At 37.3% G+C, this 25,892-nt stretch carries 20 protein-coding genes; 9 read left to right on the forward strand and 11 right to left on the reverse strand.

What is annotated here, in order from left to right:
* Nucleotides 1-17: 17 nt before the first annotated feature.
* On the reverse strand, nt 18-959 hold the full coding sequence (gene eutC, locus H592_RS0105205; RefSeq protein ID WP_051369006.1) for an ethanolamine ammonia-lyase subunit EutC: 942 nt from the start codon (nt 957-959) through the stop codon (nt 18-20).
* Nucleotides 956-2,356: an ethanolamine ammonia-lyase subunit EutB gene (locus H592_RS0105210; protein ID WP_028867851.1), complete on the reverse strand. Its 1,401-nt coding sequence runs from the start codon at nt 2,354-2,356 to the stop codon at nt 956-958. The genes eutC and H592_RS0105210 overlap by 4 nt, the downstream gene beginning before the upstream one ends.
* A 158-nt stretch (nt 2,357-2,514) precedes the next feature.
* Between H592_RS0105210 and H592_RS21520 the strand changes: the two genes are divergently transcribed.
* From H592_RS21520 to H592_RS0105225, 3 genes are all read left to right on the forward strand, one after another.
* Complete coding sequence (locus tag H592_RS21520) at nt 2,515-3,588, forward strand: helix-turn-helix domain-containing protein (protein WP_051369009.1); 1,074 nt, start codon at nt 2,515-2,517, stop codon at nt 3,586-3,588.
* Nucleotides 3,589-3,671: 83 nt separating this feature from the next.
* Complete coding sequence (locus H592_RS0105220; protein ID WP_245600367.1) at nt 3,672-4,139, forward strand: transcriptional repressor; 468 nt, start codon at nt 3,672-3,674, stop codon at nt 4,137-4,139.
* 48 nt (nt 4,140-4,187) lie between these two features.
* Nucleotides 4,188-4,658 (forward strand): chemotaxis protein CheX, encoded by a 471-nt coding sequence (locus tag H592_RS0105225; protein ID WP_028867853.1) that lies wholly within the window; start codon nt 4,188-4,190, stop codon nt 4,656-4,658.
* Nucleotides 4,659-4,835: 177 nt separating this feature from the next.
* Here the strand turns inward: H592_RS0105225 and polA are convergent, their stop codons facing one another.
* From polA to trxA, 7 genes are all read right to left on the reverse strand, one after another.
* Nucleotides 4,836-7,634: a DNA polymerase I gene (polA, locus tag H592_RS0105230; RefSeq protein ID WP_028867854.1), complete on the reverse strand. Its 2,799-nt coding sequence runs from the start codon at nt 7,632-7,634 to the stop codon at nt 4,836-4,838.
* A 380-nt stretch (nt 7,635-8,014) separates the two neighbouring features.
* Complete coding sequence (locus tag H592_RS0105235) at nt 8,015-9,124, reverse strand: lysophospholipid acyltransferase family protein (protein WP_028867855.1); 1,110 nt, start codon at nt 9,122-9,124, stop codon at nt 8,015-8,017.
* A gap of 73 nt (nt 9,125-9,197) precedes the next feature.
* Nucleotides 9,198-10,382 carry an HDOD domain-containing protein gene (locus H592_RS0105240; RefSeq protein WP_037070971.1) on the reverse strand — a complete coding sequence of 395 codons (1,185 nt, stop codon included), beginning with the start codon at nt 10,380-10,382 and terminating at the stop codon, nt 9,198-9,200.
* Nucleotides 10,383-10,447: 65 nt separating this feature from the next.
* Nucleotides 10,448-11,143, reverse strand: a complete 696-nt coding sequence (fre, locus tag H592_RS0105245) for an NAD(P)H-flavin reductase (protein WP_028867857.1) — start codon at nt 11,141-11,143, stop codon at nt 10,448-10,450.
* Nucleotides 11,144-11,260: 117 nt separating this feature from the next.
* Complete coding sequence (gene ubiD / locus H592_RS0105250; protein WP_028867858.1) at nt 11,261-12,730, reverse strand: 4-hydroxy-3-polyprenylbenzoate decarboxylase; 1,470 nt, start codon at nt 12,728-12,730, stop codon at nt 11,261-11,263.
* 247 nt (nt 12,731-12,977) lie between these two features.
* Nucleotides 12,978-14,246 carry a transcription termination factor Rho gene (rho, locus tag H592_RS0105255; RefSeq protein WP_028867859.1) on the reverse strand — a complete coding sequence of 423 codons (1,269 nt, stop codon included), beginning with the start codon at nt 14,244-14,246 and terminating at the stop codon, nt 12,978-12,980.
* Between the two features lie 165 nt (nt 14,247-14,411).
* On the reverse strand, nt 14,412-14,738 hold the full coding sequence (trxA, locus tag H592_RS0105260; protein WP_025563658.1) for a thioredoxin TrxA: 327 nt from the start codon (nt 14,736-14,738) through the stop codon (nt 14,412-14,414).
* 124 nt (nt 14,739-14,862) lie between these two features.
* Here trxA and rhlB point away from each other — a divergent pair, with 124 nt between their 5' ends.
* The 6 genes from rhlB (at nt 14,863) to H592_RS0105295 (ending at nt 22,367) form a co-directional block, all read left to right on the forward strand.
* Nucleotides 14,863-16,119 (forward strand): ATP-dependent RNA helicase RhlB, encoded by a 1,257-nt coding sequence (rhlB, locus tag H592_RS0105265; RefSeq protein ID WP_028867860.1) that lies wholly within the window; start codon nt 14,863-14,865, stop codon nt 16,117-16,119.
* Nucleotide 16,120: 1 nt separating this feature from the next.
* Nucleotides 16,121-17,035 carry a Ppx/GppA phosphatase family protein gene (locus H592_RS21525; RefSeq protein ID WP_037070974.1) on the forward strand — a complete coding sequence of 305 codons (915 nt, stop codon included), beginning with the start codon at nt 16,121-16,123 and terminating at the stop codon, nt 17,033-17,035.
* 444 nt (nt 17,036-17,479) lie between these two features.
* Entirely contained in the window at nt 17,480-18,145 is a 666-nt protein-coding gene (locus H592_RS0105275; RefSeq protein WP_028867861.1) for a DUF4136 domain-containing protein, read from the forward strand.
* 721 nt (nt 18,146-18,866) lie between these two features.
* A complete protein-coding gene (locus tag H592_RS0105285) occupies nt 18,867-19,685 on the forward strand; it encodes an MIP/aquaporin family protein (RefSeq protein WP_028867862.1) in 819 nt (272 codons plus the stop codon).
* A 115-nt stretch (nt 19,686-19,800) separates the two neighbouring features.
* A complete protein-coding gene (glpK, locus tag H592_RS0105290; RefSeq protein ID WP_028867863.1) occupies nt 19,801-21,330 on the forward strand; it encodes a glycerol kinase GlpK in 1,530 nt (509 codons plus the stop codon).
* Nucleotides 21,331-21,587: 257 nt separating this feature from the next.
* Nucleotides 21,588-22,367, forward strand: coding sequence for a DeoR/GlpR family transcriptional regulator (locus tag H592_RS0105295; protein ID WP_028867864.1), 780 nt, complete (start codon nt 21,588-21,590; stop codon nt 22,365-22,367).
* A 125-nt stretch (nt 22,368-22,492) separates the two neighbouring features.
* Here H592_RS0105295 and glpQ read toward each other — a convergent pair whose 3' ends face one another.
* Both glpQ and glpT read right to left on the reverse strand, forming a co-directional pair.
* Nucleotides 22,493-23,572, reverse strand: a complete 1,080-nt coding sequence (gene glpQ / locus H592_RS0105300) for a glycerophosphodiester phosphodiesterase (protein WP_084296204.1) — start codon at nt 23,570-23,572, stop codon at nt 22,493-22,495.
* A gap of 362 nt (nt 23,573-23,934) precedes the next feature.
* The gene (gene glpT / locus H592_RS0105310; RefSeq protein ID WP_028867866.1) at nt 23,935-25,305 is read right to left on the reverse strand and encodes a glycerol-3-phosphate transporter; all 1,371 of its coding nucleotides are present in this window, start codon (nt 25,303-25,305) and stop codon (nt 23,935-23,937) included.
* Nucleotides 25,306-25,892 lie beyond the last annotated feature (587 nt).

Below are 25,892 nucleotides of genomic sequence, written 5' to 3' on the forward strand. Positions count from 1 at the left end.
TTATTGTGGTTAGATAATTAATGATTAATCGGTAAATCGTTGTTATCACTGGTCAAACAGAAATACTGTTGTTCAGTGTTATCGAGTAACGAATCTTGTGAGCGATCTTTTAAGTTCACACCAGATAAAGATCTTCGTTTAGATTCGCTTAATAAATAATGACTTTTATGCACTGCAGCATCGTATTGCAGACCCTGAGGTCTGATATTAGAAATACAATTTCGTAGGGAGTCTTCAATGCCACGTTTGGCATTCCATGTCATATATAACCCCATGCTATCTGGCGAGCTTAAGCCTGGACGCTCACCAATTAATAAAACAACTTGCTTTGCATTTAAGGTTTCACAGACATCATCCCCTACCGCTACTCGCCCCTGTTGCACAACACAAATAGGCGCAATATGCCATTGAGGAACGCTTTTAAGCCTTCCTTTTGCTGCGTCTTCTTGCTCACCTTGTAGATCACTGTCTTGATGTAAGCGATGGATTAATTTCTGTAAAAAAGGCAATGCGTGATGGCTAATTGCATATGAAGACAAACCGTCTGCAATCACAAAAACCAAATCATAGGGGCGAGTATCTGAAGCAGGCTTTAAAGCAGACATTGAGGCATCATCTAACTGCCTCCCCAAATCAGGACGTTGCAAATACTCGATTCTATCCTTTGCTTTGCTATGAAGTTTATAGAGTGGTAAATAAGGCTTTAATAATTCACACTGGGCAAACTCTTCAGCTAACTGATTGACGTCTAAAGGAACGTGAACAGCATCCATTGCTTGAGCGTGAGAAAGTTGAAAACGCATTAATTCCGCTGTTGGAATACTGGTACCAACACGCCCTAAACCAATACGAGCATCGGTAAATTGACGTAACTTTTGCCACGCATCTTGATGCACTATTTCTTCACTTTCATCTATTTCAACGGGATCAGTTGGCTTATTAGATTTACTGTAATTCATGACAACTCCTTAATCATTTTAAGTGGTTGAGCAAAGCTATCCGGTAATTTTTTATTCAGTTGAGTCAGGTTATCTGTACCTGATATTTGCATCTTGTTAAGCCATTGGTCGAACTCTGGAGCGGGGCGTAAGCCCAATACTTGGCGCGCATACAATGCATCGTGAAAAGAAGTGGTTTGATAATTAAGCATGATGTCGTCTGAGCCGGGGATCCCCATGATAAAGGAACATTCAGCCACACCTAATAGTGTGAGTAGGTTATCCATATCATTTTGATCCGCGTAGGCATGATTGGTATAACAAATATCGCAGCCCATCGGCAATCCTAGTAGCTTTCCACAAAAGTGGTCTTCTAAACCCGCTCGAATAATTTGCTTACCATCAAAAAGATACTCAGGGCCAATAAATCCGACCACGGTATTGACCAATAATGGCTTAAATTTACGAGCTACCGCATAGGCACGAGCTTCACAGGTTTGCTGGTCAACACCATGATGACCATTGGCAGAAAGAGCGCTGCCCTGCCCAGTTTCAAAATACATCACATTATTGCCAATAGTGCCGCGCTTTAACTCTAGTGCCGCTTTATGCGCTTCATCTAGCACATTAAGATTGACGCCAAATCCTTGATTGGTGGCTTCTGTGCCGCCTATTGATTGAAAAACAAGGTCAACTGGTGCACCTAGCTCTATCGCTTCAATGGTATTAGTGACATGTGTTAACACACAAGATTGTGTAGGAATTTCATAGTGTTGAATAACATCATCCATCAACTTCATTAATTTAACCGCTTGTGAGACACTGTCTGTAGCAGGATTAATCCCTAAAACTGCATCACCGCTGCCGTACATTAAGCCATCAAAAATAGTGGCGGCAATGCCATTAACATCATCTGTAGGGTGGTTGGGTTGTAAACGGGTAGAAAGATGCCCCGGTAAGCCAATCGTGTTGCGAAATTGCGTCGTAATATTGCACTTTTTAGCAACTAAAATTAAATCTTGATTGCGCATTATTTTGCTCACCGCAGCAACCATCTCAGGTGTAATACCCGCTCTAATCCGCTTAAAGTCAACTTCTGTTATCGTTTCTTGTAATAGCCAATTGCGAAAATCGCCTACTGTCAAATGTGCGACTTCTGCAAATGCAATGGCATCGTGTTCATCAATAATAAGACGAGTGATTTCATCACTTTCATAGGGGATTAATGTTTCTTGTAAAAATGTACTTAATGGTAAGTCTGCTAATAACATTTGTGCGACAACACGTTGCTCCGATGAAAGCGCTGCCACGCCAGCCAGTTGATCGCCGGAGCGCATTGGTGATGCTTTGGCCATCAAATCAGCAAGATCACTAAATTTATAAACATGGCTACCCAGCTGATAACGGTAATTGGACATATAAAAGACCTCAAAAATAAAATTGGGCGCAAACATTGCAAACTAGATAAGTAATAATTAGCGAGGATCATTCCAATTGAGTGACGCTATTGCGCAAACAATAAAAAACATTTAAAACAGAAGGTTACATTTGAGTTGCATCAAATTAAGGCATCAAGATGAAAAGTGAAAAGTTAAAATTTTTAGAGCAGCACCAAGGTAGTACTACCTCTGCACTAGAGAGGTGCAAATCATTTACTTTTGACGTGAACCAACAAGCCGAAAGTTTGGTGCAATGGGAACAACGATACAATCAACATAGTAGTGGAACTTTTAGCGGTTATTTAGATGAATTGAAATTAGCGGGTATCCATTTTTTTGAAGAATTCACCAACCGGACATTACTACAACAATGCGCAGTAAAAGACGATAATTTATGGTTAGGTTTTTCGTTACAGACGCAGCGTCCAAAAATTAACAATTATGAAATAGAAGCAGGTCAAATAATGACACGCCCATCAGGCGTTGAATTTGAGTTATTCACTCCCGCCGACTTTCATATTTATGGTTTAGTTGTGAACAAAAAAAGCATAAGCCAAGAAATGGTTGGCCCTGATCAAGCATTATGGGAAAACCGAGATAATACAATGCAAGCTTCTGTACCCAATCATTATGTAAGTTATGAACTCGCTAAACTAATTAGTTTACTACTCAATAATAACAATTCACCAAGTGGAAAAAATAGCATTATCAATGCACATAACCTGTCTCGCTTAACCACTTTAAAGCCCTTGATTAGATCTAAAGTTGCCGACCTACTGGCTCAAACTGAGTATTCAAATGAACAATATATTGGTCACTACCAAACCACGCAAAGAGTGATTACAGAGATCACCAACTATATTAAGCAGACCAATCATTACCCATTAACGATCACCGAATTATGTCAAATTGCTCATGTCAGCAGACGATCATTACAGTATTGTTTTGAGCAAGGTTTAGGTATCTCCCCCATACAATATATAAGAGAATGCCGTCTCAATGAAATAAGGCGCATTTTATTAAGTAGTGAACAACAGATTACAATTGCTGACCTTGCATTAAATTTTGGATTTTTTCACCTTGGCACTTTTAATGCTCAATACAAACAATTATTTGCAGAAACTCCGACTCAAACATTGCAACGTTCAGAACGCTACCAAGATGCCAACATCAGCAAAAATACATTAAAGCCCTCAATTATTGATAAGTAAGCATTAACGTTTATGAATTGCACTCTTTAATCTACTATTGCTATGCTATTATATTGATTCTTTCACTGAAAAAGTACGTAACTATGTCAATAACGCATTCAACAATGCCACCAATAAAGCCATCTCCACTACTTGCTCGCGCTATCGATATTTGTAAAGCTAACAACGTACGTTTTACCGCAGTACGACAACAAGTCTTCACTCTAATGGCTGAACATAAAGGCGCGATCACGGCATATGAGTTATTAGAGCAATTACAAGCATTTGATAGCAAAGCTAAGCCACCGACTATTTATCGTGCATTAGAGTTTTTATTAGAAAACCACTTTATTCATCGTATAGAATCTTTAAATTCTTATTTAATGTGTTGTCATTTAGGTTGCGAACATGCGATGCAATTATTGATCTGTAATAAGTGTAAAAAGGTCATTGAATTGAGTGATCCTGTTATTGATGAGGCATTTTCTGAGAAAGCTTCACAGTTTGGCTTTAAAATTACCAATAAAGTATTAGAAGCGCATGGAATTTGTGAAACCTGCCTCTATAATTAGTAGCATAAAAAATTAACCCACTTAATCATTATGAGCAGTAATTAAACTATGAATGCAGAATTTGTTAACCCGTTTTTATCCTCATTTATTAACGTATTAAAAACCATGGCGATGCTAGATATTAAACCAGGACGCCCGAGCTTAAAAAAAGATACAGTCGCGCGTGGTGATGTTTCTGGATTAATTGGTATGGTTGGCCCAACGACTTCAGGATCATTTTCAATTAGTTTTGAGAGAGAATTAGCATTAAATGTATTTGAAATGATGGTTGGTGAAAAAATCGAGGATATCTCTGATGATATTACGGATATGGTGGGTGAAATCACCAACATGGTAGCAGGTGGTGCCAAGCGTCAATTGGGTGAAAAAGGCTTTGAATTTGACATGGCAACACCTATTGTTGTTACCGGTGAAAACCATTCGATTAGTCATCAAGTTAATGGCTCTAAAGTATTAATGCCTTTTAAATCTGATAAAGGTAATGCCTATATCGAGATTTGTTTTACCAAACCGAATTAATCCCATTCGCCTCCTTTGAGTTTACCTATGGTGTCATTCTGCACCCAAAATATACCTAAAAAATAGCCAAAAAAAACCCTCAATACACGCAACACATATTGAGGGGAATAAGAAGAAAGCATGGACAATGTTATATCTTCATATTATTTGTCCTGTAAATTTTAATTAAGTTCAAAATTAATGTGCTTCATCCCAATTATCTCCAACATCTGCATCCGCAATTAATGGCACATCTAATGCTGCAGCGCTGGCCATAATCGCTTGGATCTCTTTTGTATACTCGGTAACAAACTGCTCTTTAATAGCAAATACCAATTCATCGTGGACTTGCATTAATATTTGTACCGCACCATCCGGCTTTTGTTTCACCCACTCAGCCATTTTGATCATCGCTTTTTTGATAATATCAGCTGCGGTACCTTGCATCGGTGCATTGATTGCGGCCCGCTCAGCCGCCTTCTTCAACATACCATTTTTAGCATTGATATTAGGTAACTGTAGTCGACGTCCAAAAATAGTTTCTACGTAAGCTTTTTCATTAGCAATTAGACGCGTATCTTCCATATAAGTTAATACTCCAGGGTAGCGACTAAAATAACGATCCATGTAAGTCTGTGCTTCTTGACGACCAATATTTAATTGCTTGGCTAAACCAAATGCACTCATACCGTAGATTAAACCAAAGTTAATCGCTTTAGCACTACGGCGCTGATCAACGGTCACCTCATCGACACTAACAGAGAACACTTCAGCAGCAGTTGCTTTATGGATATCTTTACCACTTGAGAAAGCGGCCAATAACCCTTCATCCTGTGATAGATGAGCCATAATACGTAACTCAATTTGGCTATAATCGGCAGCCACAATTTTGTATCCAGGTTGAGCAATAAACGCTTGGCGAATGCGGCGTCCTTCACTACTACGAATTGGAATATTTTGTAAATTTGGATCGCTTGAAGATAAACGTCCTGTGACGGTGACTGCTTGATGATAAGAAGTATGCAGACGACCGGTATCAGCATTAACCATTAACGGTAGTTTATCGGTATAAGTAGATTTTAATTTACTTAAACCACGATGCTCAATAATCAACTTAGGCAATGGATAAGTTAAAGCTAACTCTTGAAGCACTTCTTCTGCAGTAGACGGTGCACCCTTTGGTGTTTTCTTAATAACCGGTATGTTTAACTCTTCAAACAAAATAGTTTGTAGCTGTTTCGGAGAACTTAGATTGAAAGGTTTACCTGCTTCTTCATAGGCTAATTCCTCTAACTCTAATAGACGCTTAGCAATTTCAACACTTTGTACACCAAGTAATTTACTATCAATTTCTACACCGCCTCTTTCTATCTCAGATAAGACGGTTAATAACGGCATTTCTATTTCATCTAATACCTTTAATAACTCAGGTGTTTCTTTTAATCGTGTTTGTAATTCAAGGTGTAAACGCAACGTAATATCAGCGTCTTCAGCAGCGTAAGGGGCTGCTTCTTTAATCGCAATTTGATTAAACGTAAGTTGTTTCTTACCTTTACCTGCAATATCTTCAAAGCTGATGCATTTGTGTCCTAGATATTTTAATGCCAAGGTATCCATGTCATGTTTACCAGTGCTATCTAACACATAAGATTCCAGCATCGTATCAAAAGCAATACCGCCTAATGTAATACCATGATTCAATAATACGCTGCGATCATATTTAAGGTTTTGTCCCACTTTTTTATATTCATCAGAACTTAATAATGGGGTTAGCAATTCAAGCGTTTCAGTTAAGTCTAATTGCGAAGGTGCATCGATATAATCATGTGCTAAAGGCAAGTATGCTGCTTCAATAATAGGAGCAGCTTCTTCCCCTACATTGGTTTGAATAGCAAAAGAAAGCCCTACAATTTTAGCTTTCATGTAATCTAAGCTAGTAGTTTCAGTATCAAAAGCAAAAACATCTGCCTGTTTTAATTTTTTAATCCACTGTAACAATTGACCTTTTGTATAAATCGTTTTGTAGCTTTCACGATCAACCATCGATTTAGCAGCTTCTATAGGTGCAATGAATTGCCCTTCTTGTGATGAAGAAGCTTTTGCTACTAAATTATCACCCGCTAATAATGATGCTAACCAACGCTTAAACTCTAATTTTCCAAACAGCTCAATCAATTGATCTGTATCTTGCGGAGAAGGTTTGAAATCTTCATAACCTTGCTCTAATTCAACATCTAACTTAATGGTTGCTAATTGATAAGATAAACGAGCCATAGCTTCGTTATCTTGCATCTTCTTAGCCATGGTTTTACTACCGCGAAAGCCTAAATCAGCTAACTTATCTAAATTTTCATAAATACAATCCATATCGCCAAGCCCCTGTAGCATAGCGAGAGCTGTCTTTTCACCCACACCTGGAACGCCAGGAATGTTATCGACTTTATCTCCCATTAACGCAAGGTAATCGATGATCATTTCAGGTGGAATACCAAACTTTTCTTTGACCCCTTCAACATCCAGTACGCTATTGGTCATGGTATTAATTAAAAAGGTATGATCATCTACCAGCTGCGCCATGTCTTTATCACCAGTACTGATCAGGGTCTTAATCCCCATCTTGCTAGCTTGTAAAGCTAACGTACCGATCACATCATCGGCTTCTACGCCCGGAATAGTTAAAATAGGCAAACCCATTGCTTTTATTACTGCGTGTAATGGCTCTATTTGACTACGCAAATCATCAGGCATGCTAGGGCGATTAGCTTTATATTCACCATACATATCATCACGGAAGGTTTTTCCTTTCGCATCAAAGACCACCACAATATGAGTCGGGCTAAATTGCTTTAATAAACTTTGCAGCATATTGACAACGCCATAAACAGCGCCGGTCGCTTCGCCTGCAGAATTAGTTAAATGTGGTGGAGAAAAGAAAGCACGGTATAAATAAGAGGACCCATCAACAAGGACAAAGGGATTTTCAGGAACTACAGCCATAGATTAACTACCAATCAGATAAAATTGTTACCTAGTATACCTACACGACATAAAATAGTGATCACGTTTTATTATATTGTCATCGACAAACGGCAAGTTATTAAAAAAGGCAAAGTAAAAAGTGCTAACCAATAGTAGAAATTAGCTATTAATTATCACCTACTAATAGGTATTAGCGGAAAATAAACATTTACTTTCAACATGGAACAATCTGTGGATAACTCTGTTAATGAATTTGTTGAAAATTTGAGGTAGCACAAAACATTGAAATTAAACTTTATCTTTCAAGTAGATAGAGGTGAAATAAAAATGAAAAATGCACATTCAACAATTTATTGAATGTGCATAACAAATAGAGTAAATCAGTTATTTAGTGGCAATTAGCTTGTGTAATGCCCTACAGGGTTTGCGTACATTTTTAATACGGTATCCTGCAACTCTGGTTTTATCGCTTGAATACGAGCCTTAAAGGCAGCAATTTCTTCTGCAGGAATATTATCAACATCTTGCTCGGCAGCTATCAAATTAGAAGGGTGTAAAAAGTAGTTCTGATAAATTTGAGCATCAATCTCTTCTGCTACTTGATCTGCATTTTCAAACTCACTTTGCAAAGGAGTACCGAATGAAACATGTACATGACCTTTTTGCCCTATAATACCGCTAACAATACTCTCGATATCTTCAAATTCAGTTTTTTTGTATTCTCCAAACTCTGCTTTTTCATATAACTCACGTGCTTTTTGTTGATCGCAGGGATCTAGCTCGTAAGAAACAGCAACGGGAACAATATTTAAAGAATTAATATATTCAGCAAAAGGTATTTTTTGTTTTTTACCATTCACATAAAACATTTTAATAATTGCAGGATCTGTTTTGTCAAAGCCATCCTTTGCACGTCCCTCTTTTTGTGCAATCCAAATACTGCTGTCTTGTTTTAGGGAATTACAAATATAATCTGATAAATGCGATAAGGATTTCATCATTTCACGCACGCCAACCACGGAACGTTTCACAATAAAGCTTTTATTCATACGCATTAAATCTGAAACAAATGGTTTACTAAGTAAATTATCACCTATCGCAATACGTACTGTTTTAAAATCCTCTGAATACAAAGCCCAGTTAACAAAAGAAGGGTCCATGGCAATATCACGATGATTGGACACAAACAAATAATTTTTAGTCGCATCTAAATTTTCTAATCCAGAATAAGTGAAATTAGTCGTGGTTGAGTCAATCATGCGCTGTACATAACGTCCCATGATCTTTTGCATTTGATCAATACTATTAATTTTTCGCCATTTATACAGTAAATATTGTCGCACTAAGGGTTTAAGCGCAAAACCCAAATATTTTGATAGCTTAGGAAAACGAAAACTTAATATCGCATCAATAAACTCTTCGCTATTAATGACACGCTTGATCGCGGGTTGTATCTCTTGGTCATTATATGGGCGAATATCACTAAACTTATCGATGTTACTTGGCATGTTTTAATTCTCTATAAAATGGATGACGTATTTTACACGATTTTGGCTATTTCAGCGAGCATATTTCAAACATCTACCAGTCGGGTTTAAATCGAAATAACTCTTGTTTAGACAAGAGTTTAAAAGTTGCTTTATCAATGTGAGCGGTCTTAAAATAACTCGCTAACCATTCATCTTTGAATAAACGAGCTGCGCGTAATTGCTCATATTTTGCAAAATAAACGGCTTTGGATAGAATTTGTCCCAACACAGAACGAGAGTCAAAATCGATATTTTTTACTTCTTCAGATAATGCAGTAACTAAATGAGGAAAGTCCTTGGAGAATACTGGAGTCGCAAGCGTAACGCTCATCATTAGATCTGATTTAGTGATCAATAACGCCTGCAATGAAGCAAGATCAGACTTAAGGTCATGAAAAAAGTCATGGCGCATGCTTTCACCTTGTTCACGAGCTTCTAAAATCAAGCGCGAGCGGACATTTTCAAATGAGGCTAGGTATTGATGAAAAGCGGCAGTATAAGCAAAATTGAGCATCGCAGATAACATCTGCCCTTCATAGGGATGACGGTATCCCGCCTCTAACATTAACGAAGTACAAGCTTGACCTAAGGTCAATTGATAGCGCCACAGCTTTTTAGTAAACAAACGATTATGCTGATTATAAATATTAATACGATGTTTAAACATCAATGCTGGAATTAAATAACGCAATCCATTAGTACCGATCATACCAACAGCGGTTTGCACATCATGAACAATACGTTTTTGTCTGCCTAATAAAGCCATAAAATCTTCACTCGAAACAAGACCAATCACATGATTACGCGCATATGGATTTAAGTCTAATAACTCAGCTAAGACTGAATAACGTGTCTCTTTAGCAATCAGCGCCGTTAGTAAATCAACACATTGTTGATGCATTTGTAGGTGTTCACACAATACACGTTGAGTATCCTTTAGCTTTTCATCAATAGTGGTTAATAGTAATTGCTGAAAATCACGGACTAATAACGCCTCACGCCTTTGTTGTAATTTTTTTTCCTCTAAAACACGCATTTTACGTTCTTTTTCAACGCTTAATAGAGTACGCTGATGCCAACCACTTTGCTGATTAGGATCGCTATTTTGTGGATCTATTTCTTGTTCATTTAGACCATCATTATAGTCTTCTTCTTTATAGACTTTACTTTTGCCGACTAAGAAGCGAAGAAATAACTGATCGGTATCTGTTGCTGCAGAGAGTACTTTATTTACCATCAAACGATTGAAATCCAGTAGTAGCTATTACCAAGTGATAACAAATGTTACCACTTGAAAGAATATTAAATGAATGCAAATGCATCGCCATAGATATGGTCGATTAGCGCCCCTTTTTTAATAAAATCTTCACGGGCTACTTTAGCCATTTCGAAACGACCAACAATATAAATATCAAACTCAGATAAATCATTAAACTCATCTAATACGGCTTGATGAACGTAACCATGTTTACCTTGCCAATGTATTTCAGGTAGCTCAACAACGGGATGAAAATGAATATTTTGATGTTCGACAGACCAGCTTTTGGCTTGTTCTTCAAAATAGAAATGCGAATACTCTTTAACACCCCAATATAAATAAACAGGATTCTGTAGATCTGACTCTACAATTTGTTCAAGCAATGATTTCACATAAGAAAAGCCAGTTCCCCCTGCCATTAAAATAATTGGACGAGGTGATGATTCACGCAGATAAGCATCACCATTAGCAATTTCAACTTCAATTGACTCACCCGATTGCATTTTCTCAACAACTTGCATTGCATATTTATTATCTTCGGTGGCACCAATATGTAACTCAATTAAATCACTTGAAGGTGTATTTGCAATTGAGAAATGGCGTTTATCGCCTTCTCCCATTACCACAGAAACATATTGACCCGCTTTAAAAGGTGCACTGCTGGTTGGCGCTAAAAACACACGATATAAAAACGCATTTAACTTCTCAATTGAAGCAACATTACAAGTAATTTGTGGCATTAATTTCTCTTTTAATTGTGTTGGCGGTAATGATTATTTGGATCATGATAGCTGACCATATCATTAACATTTAATCAACTATCTATCCTTGTGATCATTCAAGATATAATGAGTATATTATGACAAAATATCCAACTCATTCCAAAGATCATCTATTTTTTCTTTTACTGCTTCATCCATCACAATAGGCGTTCCCCATTCGCGGGTGGTTTCACCGGGCCATTTGTTAGTTGCATCCAACCCCATTTTTGAGCCTAAGCCAGATACTGGAGAAGCAAAATCTAAATAGTCGATAGGTGTGTTATCAATTAATGTGGTATCACGGCTTGGATCCATTCGTGTAGTCACTGCCCACATAACATCATTCCAATCTCGAACATTAACATCATCATCACATACAATAATAAATTTAGTGTACATAAACTGGCGTAAGAAAGACCAAATACCTAACATCACTCGCTTGGCATGCCCTGGGTAACTTTTCTTCATCGATACTACTGCCATTCGGTACGAACAACCTTCTGGCGGTAAATAGAAATCAACGATTTCAGGAAATTGTTTTTTAATAATAGGCACAAATACTTCATTTAATGCCACACCAAGAATCGCAGGTTCATCGGGTGGACGCCCAGTATAAGTACTGTGATAAATAGGGTCTTTTCTAGTCGTAACATGGGTTACTGTCATCACTTGAAAATCATCAACTTCATTATAATAACCGGTATGGTCACCATAGGGCCCTTCAGGTGCTTCTTCACCTGGCATCAAATAACCTTCCAAAATCATTTCAGCCGTAGCGGGCACATCTAAATCATTGCTTAAACAACTGGCGACTTTAGTACGTGAACCACGTAACAAGCCAGCAAAAGCATATTCAGACAAGGTATCAGGAACAGGGGTCACTGCACCTAAAATAGTAGCAGGATCAGCGCCTAAAGCGACACTTACAGGGAAAGGTTTACCAGGATTTGCTTCTTGCCACTCACGAAAGTCAATCGCACCACCACGATGTGATAACCAACGCATGATAATTTTATTTTTAGAGATCAACTGCTGACGATAAATACCTAGGTTTTGGCGTTTTTTATACGGTCCTCTAGTAATTGTTAACCCCCAAGTAATTAACGGAGCAACATCACCAGGCCAACATTTCATAATAGGTAATTTAGTTAAATCGACGTCGTCACCTTCCATAACAACTTCTTGGCAAGCAGGTGAACTTACCTTTTTGGTGGGCATATTTAAAACTTGTTTGAAAATAGGCAGTTTTTCCCACATTGCCTTTAAGCCTTTAGGTGGCTCAGGTTCTTTTAAATAAGCAAGCCATTCACCGACTTCACGCAATTCACTCACTTTTTCTTTACCCATTGCTAATGCAACGCGTTCAGTAGTACCAAAGAGATTAGTTAATACGGGTGTTGTATAACCTTTAGGGTTTTCAAACAACAAGGCAGGTCCGCCAGCACGTAGCGTACGGTCGGATATTTCAGTCATTTCTAAATTCGGGTCTATTTCTTGGCTAATACGCTTTAATAGCCCTTTTTCTTCTAGTTGATTTAAAAAATCACGCAAATCATCAAACTTCATATTCACCTGCTTATTATATTGAACGGTTAATCTTGTTATGTGGGTCATTATCTAAGATTAATACGGAAGATAGTCAATAACTGATCAAGTTTACTGATAAAAATGAGTAATGTCTTAATTGAATGAAAGCATAATCATAATTCCACTCAGTAACTTATCAAGTTTGGGGTGATCAGTGTCCAAGATAAAATTTAAAGTAAAAAAAACGCTACCTAAGTAGCGTTATTATTCAATAAAACAAAATCAATTATTTTGCTTTTTGATTTTTCATTGCATCAAAGAAGCTATCATTGGTTTTACTCAATCCTAACTTATCGATCATGAATTCAGTTGCGCCAATTTCACCCATAGGATGAACAATCTTACGCAGGATCCACATACGCTGTAACTCGTCAGACTTAGTCAATAACTCTTCACGACGAGTGCCAGAGCGAGTGATATCAATCGCAGGATAAACACGTTTTTCAGCTAATTTACGGTTTAGATGAATCTCTGAGTTACCTGTACCTTTAAATTCTTCATAGATAACTTCATCCATTTTAGAACCCGTATCAATAAGTGCAGTAGCAAGGATAGTTAAACTACCGCCTTCTTCTACATTACGAGCGGCACCAAAGAAACGCTTAGGGCGATGTAATGCATTGGCATCAACACCACCTGTTAGTACTTTACCAGAACTCGGAATAACGGTGTTATAAGCACGTGCGAGACGTGTAATTGAATCCAGCAGAATAACCACGTCTTTTTTATGTTCAACAAGACGTTTCGCTTTTTCGATAACCATTTCCGCAACTTGAACGTGTCGGCTAGCAGGCTCATCAAATGTTGATGCTACTACTTCACCACGTACTAAGCGACGCATTTCAGTTACTTCTTCAGGACGCTCATCGATTAATAAAACAATCAATTCAGCTTCAGGATAATTAATTGAAATACTTTGCGCGATATTTTGTAGCAACATTGTTTTACCGGCTTTTGGCGGTGCAACAATCAAACCACGTTGACCTTTACCAATCGGTGAAACTAAATCTAGAATACGTGCTGTAATATCTTCAGTACTACCACTACCATTCTCTAAACGGAAACGCTCATCAGGATGGATAGGAGTTAAGTTTTCAAATAAGATTTTATTGCGGGAGCTTTCTGGTTTGTCGAAATTAACTTGCATAATTTTCAGCAATGCAAAATAACGTTCGCCTTCTTTAGGCGGTCTTATTTTACCTTCAACACTGTCACCAGTTCGCAAGTTGAAACGACGAATTTGGCTAGGGGAAATATAGATATCATCTGGGCCAGCTAGATAAGAACTATCCGAGCTACGTAAAAAGCCAAAACCATCTTGTAAGATTTCTAAAACACCAGCACCGAAAATATCAGCACCACTTTTAGCATGGGCTTTTAATATTGCGAAGATAATATCTTGTTTTCTAAGACGGGCTAAATTTTCAAGCCCCATCGAACTTCCGAGCTCAACAAGCTGGGAAACGGGAGTATTTTTTAATTCGGTTAGATTCATAATTCTTTTGATGTTTTAATATGGATTAATTGGGTAGATAACGTGTATTTGGATAGCGTAAAAATGAATTGCTCATAATTTGAGCGTAAAGGTAGCATTAATAATTGGAACTGTCCAGAATGAAGATTAAGCTAGATTAACTTAACCTCATTCTGAGAAGAATATTTAAACGTTAGCGTCTAAAAACTCTGTAAGTTGTGATTTAGAAAGTGCGCCAACTTTAGTTGCTGCAACTTTTCCATCTTTAAATAATAATAAAGTTGGGATACCACGAATACCAAATTTTGGTGGAGTTTCGCTGTTTTGGTCAATGTTTAATTTACCAACAGTTACTTTACCTGCATATTCAACAGCGACTTCACTTAAAATTGGTGCAATCATTTTACAAGGACCACACCACTCAGCCCAAAAGTCCACTAAAACAGGACCAGCTGCATTTACAACGTCAGTGTCAAAACTTGCATCACTTAAAGTTACGATATTTTCGCTCATTTTTATCTCCAGAAAAGATTTACTAGTAGAAAGTTATTATAACATGCTCACTGGTAAAATATATTTTTTGATATTTGAATCGATCTCAATATTTATTGCAAGTATAAACTGCTATGCTCTGCAAATGAATAAAACACACCTAACTCAAACAAAATTTTCAGACTTGCCTCTAGAGCCAAGTCTACTTTCAGGTTTAACTGCTATAGGTTTTGAATACTGTACGCCGATTCAAGCTTTGTCACTGCCAATTACCTTACAAGGTAAAGATATCGCAGGCCAAGCTCAAACGGGTACAGGCAAGACTTTGGCATTTTTACCTGCCGTTTTCCATCACCTATTAACTAACGATGCACCTGAAAATCGCCGCAAGAACCAACCTAGAGCTATTATTTTAGCACCTACACGTGAACTTGCGATTCAAATCCATAAAGATGCAATCACACTTTCGAAATCAACATCTTTACGCCTTGGTTTAGCATATGGGGGCGAGAAAGTTGAAATTCAACAAAATAAACTAGAAAAAGGCGTTGATATCTTAATTGGGACTACGGGGCGTATCATCGACTTCGTAAAACAAGGTGTTATTAACTTAGATTCGATACAAAGTGTCGTCTTAGATGAAGCAGATCGCATGTTCGATTTAGGCTTTATTAAAGACATTCGTTATTTATTCCGTCGTATGCCTGCAGCAGAGCAACGTTTAAACCTATTATTTTCTGCTACCTTGTCACACAAAGTACAAGAGCTTGCATTTGAACATATGAACAGCCCAGAGCATGTTCAAATTGAACCTGAAGTAATGACTTCAGCTAATATCACTGAAGAACTGTTTTACCCATCAAACGAAGATAAGATGTTGTTGTTACTTAGTTTAATGGAAGATGAATGGCCAGAAAAAGCGATTGTTTTTGCTAATACTAAACATGCTTGTGAAAAAGTATGGGGGTATTTAGCGGGTGACGGTCATCGTGCAGGCCTATTAACGGGCGATGTACCGCAGAAAAAACGTGAGCATATTCTCGAACAATTCACTCAAGGTGATGTGGATATTCTGATCGCAACGGATGTTGCAGCACGTGGTTTACACATTCCAAAAGTATCACACGTATTTAACTTTGACTTGCCCGATGACTGTGAAGATTATGTTCACCGAATAGGTCGAACCGGCCGTGCAGGTGAAAAAGGATTAGCGATAAGTTTAGCCTGTGAAAAATATGTCTTTAATTTACCTGCCATTGAAGAGTATATTAAGCATAATATTCCCGTTAGCGAATACGATAAAGACTCATTATTAGATTCTTTACCAGTGATGAAAGTAACTAAATATAAAGTTCATCCAAATAATCGCAAAGACAACTATCATAGGTCACATAAAAGATAATATGGCAACAGCGCGTTATACCATTATTGATTTAGGCTCGAACAGTTTCCACATGCTTACAGTCACCAAACAAGCTAATGGTTTTAACGTCGTCTCAAAGCATAAGCAAAAGGTGCGCTTAGCCGCCGGATTAAATGGGCAAAAACAACTTGATTTAGGCACTATGGAAAAAGGTTGGGCTTGCCTACAAGACTTCAGACTGCTGTTGGATGAAATTCAACCTGTCTGCATTCTCATTACTGCCACGGCAGCCCTGCGTATCGCCACTAATAATCAACTTTTTTTAAGTACTGCACAAGAAATCCTTAACCACCCTATTAATCTTATTTCAGGGATTCAAGAAGCTGAAACGATTTTTAAAGGCGTTTCTTTTACTGAAAAAACAGACAAAGAGCTGTTAGTAATCGATATCGGTGGAGCAAGTACAGAGCTTGTACTAGGAAAAGCCAATCATATTCATGTCGCAAATAGTTTAGATATTGGCTGTGTTACCTGGTTAAATCATTATTTTGCAGATGGTTTATTAAATGAATATAATTTTAATAATGCAATAAATGCAGCAAAGCAGGTTATTTCAACGGTTAAAACACAATACGCACAACACCAATGGCAATTAACGTTAGGCGCCTCAGGCACTGTTCAAGCAGTTAATGAAGTCAATCAAGCACAGCATTTAAGCCAAGCGTTGTCATTACAACTACTGCACAACATTAAGCAACAATGTATACAGTGCCAAACCATACAGGGGCTGAATATTGTTGGCTTAGAAGAGTCCAGAATGCCTGTTTTTGCAAGTGGGTTAGCTATTTTAATCGCGCTATTTGAATCCTTAAATATTCAGTCGATGCAACTTTCCAATGGCGCACTTCGTGAAGGTTTAATCAGTATGATGTTTAATGGTCAAACGCATTTTTAATGCCAGTGTGAACACACTTTCACTCTTTCTTGTACTAAAAATAACTTGATTCTATTGAAATGCTTAATTGTTAACTATTAATATTCCTCATTCTTGATTCGACACCAAGCTGTATTAGGTGTGGTATTAAAGATCTGTATTAAAAATCAATCTTCAAGGCAAAAGTCATCACCGTTTATTAAAATATTGATTAATGATTTGATACGACTATTAGAGCCAACTCACGGTTCAAACAACCTTTTCTGTCATCATGTTTTACATTACAGCCAGCATGCTAGATTGTTTATTGATAGGTGCATAAAGTGCATCGCTGAAACATAGTTGAATATAATTGGAACATAGCCCATTATCGCTCTGCTTATTCTGAGTAGAAATACATTAATCAAAGGGTCATCAATCTTACGCGATGAATAAAATTTTTAGATTAATTAATGAGGATTTATAATGAAATATCTACACAGATTCGCCCTACTTTCATTAATACTTTTTATTTCGGCTTGTTCAACGCTTAAGATAGACACTAAAACAACTGCTTTTTATCAACAGAATTACCATAGCTCAGGTAAAATATTTGTGGTGTCTGCGGATATTGATAAAAGCAACTCACTAGAGTTTGCTAATTATAAAAAGAAAATTGAAATCCAACTCGCAATGGCTGGTTATTCAATTGTAAATAGCGCAAACGCGGCCCAGTACATTGCTATTGTGGCCTATGGTATAGATAATGGTAAAACTTCCGTTGTACTCACTCCCATTTTTGGCCCCTATGCCTTTTATACAGATGAAGATGATAAGCGAAGCGCCTTTCCTGGTCGGCGCTATGTCATGCCGCAATACGCTGCAACCAGTAACCCTACCAGCTTAATTACGCTGTACACTATTTCTTTTGCATTAGATATTGTTGAAGCTGAATCCTTAAAACTTAATTCCGCATCAACCGACAATAAAAACCAAGCTAAGAAAGTCTATGAATCAAGAGTGAAGAGCATCGGAGAGTGCGATGTTATTGCAGGTGTATTCGATCAATTATTAGCAGCTATGTTTAAAGATTTCCCTGGAGAAAATGGTAAAATAAAAACTCAAACTATTCGTTATGAAGGTGAATGTTAATTTTTACTTTTACTTTTACTTTTACTTTTACTTTTACTTTTACTTTTACTTTTACTTTTACTTTTACTTAAATAACTACAAAGATAATAAAAAGTGAAAATTAACACTATATCGATACTTTAATTTTAAGTCTTAGATTACAGCGCCGTGCAATTTTGTTCATTATTAACTAGCCCTAGCAAACCAGGATAATTTAAAAAATCTAGAACTGCCTAGAGCCACATAGAAGGATCTAAAATGATAGTTTTTGGGCAAAATAAATAATAATATATGAATCTTAATGGACCTTGGCATTTAAACAACGACACCAATCAACACACCTCCTAAGATATTAAAATCTTCCCAGACCATTTGTCGTAATGACTTAAAGAGCTCAAATTCTCTTTCAAACGCTCATATTCGAACATTTTTTCAACCAAGTAATACATCAAAGATATAACTAATCATTCACAACATCACCAACAAGCATAAAAAGTAGATAAGCTTCTAATAAAAAAGATAAAATAGATAAAAAAACCATCTAACCTCACGTAAAAAATAATTTAAACTTTACATTCAAGTAACAAATAAAACATTCCAAAAGCACATAAAAAGTTCGATTTAGAATAAAACATGACCGAACGCGCAAAAAATGATTGAGAATGTAGCTAATTTGTTAATCATAAGTATCTTTGCTTTATCTAAACACATCCATACATTGAAACAAAGATAAGGAAGCAAAATGAGTAAACAACATTCACTACTAGGCCAATGCATTGCAGAGTTTATAGGTACAGCGCTATTAATATTTTTTGGTGTAGGTTGCGTTGCTGCACTAGTATTAGCAGGTGCTAATTTCGGCCAATGGGAAATTAGCATCATGTGGGGGATGGGTGTAGCAATAGCCATTTATTGTACTGCAGGCGTTTCTGGTGCTCATATAAATCCAGCTGTAACGATTGCTCTAGCTGCTTTTCATGGTTTTGATAAACGTAAAGTTTTACCTTATATCGCTTCTCAAGTATTAGGCGCATTTTGCTCTGCTGCACTCATTTATGCTTTATATAGCAGCTTATTCACTGATTATGAAATTGCACATAACTTTGTTCGCAGCAGCGAAGCTGCACTTTCAACTGCAGGCATTTTTTCAACTTATCCGCATCCATCAATCTCTTTAATCGATGCTTTTGCTGTTGAATTTGTTATTACAGCCGTATTAATGTTTGCTATTTTAGCATTAGGTGATGATAACAATGGTGCATCACGTGGTGCATTAAACCCTGTATTAATCGGCGTTTTAATTGCCGTTATTGGTGGCTCTTTGGGTCCACTAACAGGCTTTGCAATGAACCCTGCCCGAGATTTTGGTCCAAAGCTTTTTGCTTATTTAGCAGGATGGGACTTTGCTCTTACTGGCGCAAAAGAAGTTCCTTACTTTATTATTCCTATTCTAGCGCCAATCGTAGGTGCATGTTTTGGCGCTTGGGTTTACCCGAAAGTAATCGCGCAATATTTACCCGTAGTTGGACAAGGATGCACGATCCCGAACGATTGTGACTAAATAAGATATAGCAGGAGACTTATCTCTCAGTATCCTGCTAATTCAACACATACACATTAAAAGTATCTATATCATTAAATAATTAATAACCAAATGAAAATAAAAGGACAACATCATGACCAATAAAAAATATATTGTTGCGCTGGACTCAGGTACAACTAGCTCTCGCGCAGTAATTCTTGACCACGATGCCAACATTGTCAGTGTTTCCCAGCGTGAATTCACACAAATTTATCCACATTCTGGTTGGGTTGAGCATGACCCTATGGAAATTTATGCGACACAAAGTGGCGTACTAACTGAAGCATTAGCAAAAGCAAGTATTGGCAGTGATCAAGTCGCAGGTATTGGTATCACTAACCAACGTGAAACCGCAATTGTATGGAACAAAGAAACAGGTAAGCCAGTTTATAATGCGATTGTTTGGCAGTGTCGCCGTACAGCAAGCATCTGTGAAGAACTGAAAGCACAGGGATTAGAAGAATACGTACGTGAAAATACAGGCTTAATGCTTGACCCATATTTCTCAGGTACCAAAATTAAATGGATATTGGATAATGTAGAAGGCGCGCGTGAAGATGCAGAAGCTGGAAAATTACTGTTTGGTACCGTTGATACGTGGTTAATTTGGAAAATGACACAGGGAAGAGTACACGTAACTGACTACACCAACGCATCACGTACGATGTTATTCAACATCAACACATTAGAATGGGATGAGAAACTATTAAAAGATTTCGGCATTCCAAGATCAATGATGGCTGAAGTGAAAAGCTCTTCAGAAGTTTACGGTAAAACGAACATTGGTGGTAAAGGTGGAACCCGTATTCCTATTGCCGGTATTGCTGGTGACCAACAGGCAGCATTGTACGGACACATGTGTGTAGAAAAAGGCCAAGCAAAAAACACTTACGGCACAGGTTGTTTCTTGTTAATGAATACAGGTAAAGAGAAAATAACATCAGCAAATGGCCTATTAACAACAATAGCTTGTGGTCCTAGAGGTGAAGCAGCTTACGCACTGGAAGGTGCAGTATTCATGGGTGGCGCTTCAATCCAATGGTTACGTGATGAACTGAAGTTAATCTCGGATGCAAAAGATTCTGAATACTTTGCAACTAAAGTTGACTCTTCTAACGGCGTTTATGTCGTCCCTGCCTTTACAGGTTTAGGCGCACCATATTGGGACCCGTATGCTCGAGGAACAATCGTCGGTTTAAATCGAGGCACTAATTCTAGCCATATTATTCGTGCAACATTAGAAAGCATTGCTTACCAAACACGTGACGTACTTGACGCAATGCAAGCAGACTCAAATATCCAGTTAGCTTCATTACGAGTTGATGGTGGTGCAGTAGCAAATAACTTCTTAATGCAGTTCCAATCTGATGTATTAAATACAGCGGTTCATCGCCCTGCAGTTACTGAAGTGACAGCACTGGGTGCAGCTTACCTTGCCGGTATTGCTGTTGGTTTCTGGGATGGTTTAGAAGAACTAAAAGATAAAGCAACCATTGAACGCTCATTTGAACCTAAAGCTGTACAAGAAAAACGTCAGCAACGTTACAACGGTTGGAAACGAGCAATAAAATGTGCCATGGTATGGGCTGATCTTCACAACGAAAATAACGAAGACACACCATAAGCCACGCATATAAAGTTAATTTTATTAATGAGAAAATTGATTAATTAACAATAAAAAGAGCATCTTAGGATGCTCTTTTCGATACTCTCCCCCCAATTGTTCAGAGCCTCATCAACACATGCAAAAACCCAATTTATTTCTAATTCGAAAATAAAGCATTGCCTAGTGCTCATAAATTTTGTAATTTCTTGCTATTCATCGCTAGCGCAGTAAACTTGTTTTATTGAATTTAGCCAGTAACACAAGGAATAATATTCGTGAAGCAGACAACAAGACATAAGGAAATAATAGAGCTAGTACAAAAAAATGGATATGTCAGTACCGATAATCTAGTTGAACACTTCAACGTTAGCCCCCAAACTATTCGACGAGATCTTAATGAACTCGCAGATGAGAATAAAATACGCCGTCATCACGGTGGAGCAACAACACAACAAAGCTCTGTTAATACTGCTTATAGTGCCCGTAAAGTCATGCAATCACACGAAAAAGACGCCATTGCAGAGGCATTAGTCAAACACATTCCCGATGGCGCTACTTTATTCATTGATATTGGTACAACACCGGAATCAATTGCTAAAGAGTTGGTCAAAAAACATAAAGATTTACGTGTTGTAACCAATAATATCAATGTTGCAGGTATTTTAATGGGTAATGAAGACTTTAAAGTCATTCTTGCCGGTGGCGAAGTACGCAACAAGGATGGTGGTATTGTTGGGGAAGCGACCCTCGATTTTATTAAACAGTTCCGCTTAGACTTTGGCATTCTAGGAATTAGTGGGATTGATTATGACGGTTCTTTATTAGACTTTGATTATCATGAAGTGCGCGTTAAAAAAGCCATTATAGAGAATAGTCGTCGCATTTATTTGGCAGTAGATCATACTAAATTTGGCCGTAATGCGATGGTTAATTTAGCAAATATCAGTGAGTTAGATATGCTAATAACGGACCTTACACCACCAGATGAAATTGTTGCTATCTTAAAAGAACATAACATTCCCTTGCAAGTGACTTCGTCTACAGCCAAGGTTTAACCGCTCTAAAAACAACTTCATGTGAACCTTTTATAGGCAAAAATAAAGCACTTACAATATGCTAAGTGCTTTTCAGATTAAATTTTTCACATTAAACTTCTTTCATTATAAGAAAGACGCTCAATTTATTGTTTAGCTTGCTTTAAAAAGTTAACCGCACGATCAGGAAAGTCAGTAAAAACACCATCAACATTGGCTTTGTTATAGAAAATATCTAATAAATCTTCAAAATTTTCTGCATAGTCTGGAATTCTTCCTTCATCCAATCTGAAAGTATAAGGGTGAACTTCCATACCAGCTTGATGTGCATCTTTAACTAATGAAGTAAATACAAGCTTATCTTTAGTGGACTCAGGTGCAACTACCATTGGCTTCCATGGACCCACACCATCTGCATACTCAGCAATCTTTTTCATTGCATCAGGTTTAAACATCCAATCATAATTATAAGGTTGCGCCTTACCATCTTGATACTCCATTGTCTCATTCCAGCTGGTTTCTGCCATCAATTGAACTAATTTAACATCCAAGCCTAATTCAGGTAATAGCTGCGTTTTAACACGCTTTAATTCATTCGCATCAAAGGATTGAAAATAAGCTAAGTCGGATTTTTTAGTATAACCATATGTTTTAAAGACCTTTAATACTGCGGCACTAATATCCTTACCTTCGTGAAGATGTAACCAAGGCGCTTTCACTTCAACATAAATACCTACATTATTACCTGTGCTAGCATTCATGCCTTGAATCAATTCAATCTCATTTTCTAAAGTATGCACTTTGAACTGCGATTTCCAAAGAGGGAAGCGTTTAGGATAGACAGCCGTAGCTTTACCATCTTTCATCTTAAAGGCTTCTGTCATACTTAGTGTTTGAATTTCAGCCAAGGTGAAGTCTATAGCGTAATAACGACCATCTTCACGTTTACGATCTGGGTAAACATCAGCAACGTTAGTAACACCATCTAGATAATGATCATGTAAAATAACTAACGCGTTATCTTTAGTCATCACGACATCTTGCTCGATATAATCAACGCCCATAGCATAAGCCATAGATTTTGCTGCCATGCTGTGCTCAGGCAAGTAACCACTTGCACCACGATGGGCAACCACGATTTTATCTGCATAAGCACTGCTGATAATAGGTAATGCTACAATTATTCCTAAGCATAATTTTTTTAAACGGGGTAATTTTGTAAACATCGTTTGATCCATCCTTATCATAAAATGTAACCGTTAAATAACGGCTGACTTATACCAACTTCATCAACTATATGATCAATTATTGGGTAAAAAAAAGGCGTCAATTTAAAGCAAAGATTGCATGAAATTGACGATCTATTACAAAACTTCTAAAGCAGAAGTGAAGCATTCTAACCAACAAAATGATCAGTTATTTAACAGTATTGGCATTATTATCAATCCTTCATGCAATTAAGCATTCATCGATTGCTACGGGTAAAAAAACAAACCCGTATTAGCAAATAACCAACACGGGCTTTAGTATTCATTTCAGTAAGTTAAGGCTGTTCTAATTCATATATAAAACATTTAATTATATATACTTAAACGGCTGCACTTTCTAAATCTAACTTACGTTGCTTATGAATTTTATTTTCGCCAAGCATAGCAAGTGTTAAGAAGAATATAGATAAACCACATGCAAGTACGATCACTAAAAATCCACCATCCCAACCGAAGATATCTACTGTGTAACCTAATAATGCATTAGCGGCTACCGCACCACCAAGGTAACCAAATAATCCTGTTAAACCCGCCGCTGTGCCCGCTGCTTTTTTAGGAGCAAGTTCTAACGCGTATAAGCCGATTAACATAACAGGACCATAAATTAAGAAACCAATCGCAACTAAGGCAGCCATATCAACCATTGGATTTCCTGCAGGGTTAAACCAATAGACTAATACTGCAACAGTTACTAGCAGCATGAATAAAATACCAGCTGGTGCACGACGACCTTTAAACAATTTATCAGAAATCACACCACATAATAACGTACCAGGAATTCCAGCCCACTCGTATAAAAAGTAAGCCCATGAAGATTTATCAACAGAGAACTCTTTTACTTCACTTAAATAAACAGGTGCCCAGTCAAGTACACCGTAACGAATTAAATAAACAAATGCATTAGCGATCGCGATAAACCATAATAATTTATTATTAAACACATACTTAAAGAAGATTTCTTTTGCTGTCATCTCTTTTTCAAAAGACTCAGAATAGTTATCTGGGTAATCATCTTTGTATTCTTCAATAGCCGGTAAACCACAAGATTGCGGTGTATCTTTCATGGTTAAGAAAGTAAATCCAGCCACTAATAATGCAAAGAAAGCAGGAACATAAAAAGCAGCACGCCAATCATCATTAAAAGCCCACAAGCCTAATAGGAATAACGGACCGATCAAACCACCACCCACATTATGTGCAACATTCCAAACCGAAACGATACCGCCACGCTCTTTATGTGACCACCAGTGAACCATTGTTCGACCACAAGCAGGCCACCCCATTCCTTGGAACCAACCGTTTAAAAATAAAAGAATAAACATTGCGGTAATACTGCTGGTTGCCCAAGGCATAAAACCAAAACACAGCATCACTAGAGCAGACATCATCAAACCAGCACTCATAAAGTATCGTGGATTAGAGCGATCTGAGATATTACCCATTAAGAATTTAGATAAACCGTAAGCAATAGAAACAGACGCCAATGCAACCCCAAGATCGCCGCGACTATAACCATATTCTTCGATCAAAAAAGGCATCGCTAAACTAAAGTTTTTACGTACTAAATAATAACCGGCATATCCTATAAAAATACTTAGGAACAATTGCCAACGTAGGCGTTTGTATAAGGGATCAATTTGGCCTTCAGGTAGGCGGTCGATATGCGCCATTGGCCTAAAAATGTTTAGCATAATGTTATTCCTTGGGATAAATAAGAGCAGTTTTAAAATAAGTGATTAGTTTTTGTTCGGAGTCACGAGACTACCTTCACATCAACTATTTTACGAGCGAACTATAGTTCGAACGAGCACAGACTTCTGATAAATAGATCACAATCGAAAACAAAATGATTTAAATCAACAAAAATAATTTTGCGACATGCTAATGGAACCTAACCTCTTGAACAAAATGAATAAAAGGAATTAATAGACAGTAAAAAGATAGCAATAAAGCAATCACGAGCGCTTAAAAACAGCATAATAAAATGAACACTAATAATATTTTCGCTCGAAAACGAATATAAAATAACGCAACGACAATAAGCAAAACAAAAAACAAACAATATCTAACACAACAGGTAAATATGCCCGTTAATAAAAGTATTTTTGTCGATAGGTCAACCCAAAATAGACCAATTCCGTTTAATCACAATCCCATTCCTTAAAACTTAATACCTGCACAAATGGTCATCAAAGCCGAACTTAACCACCACTTTATTAAACTTAATTTAGCCGCTGCCTACGTGTAAATATGATTAATAAATCATTTTTCTTGTATT

It is taken from the genome of Psychromonas arctica DSM 14288 (genome assembly GCF_000482725.1).
Lineage (GTDB): Bacteria > Pseudomonadota > Gammaproteobacteria > Enterobacterales > Psychromonadaceae > Psychromonas > Psychromonas arctica.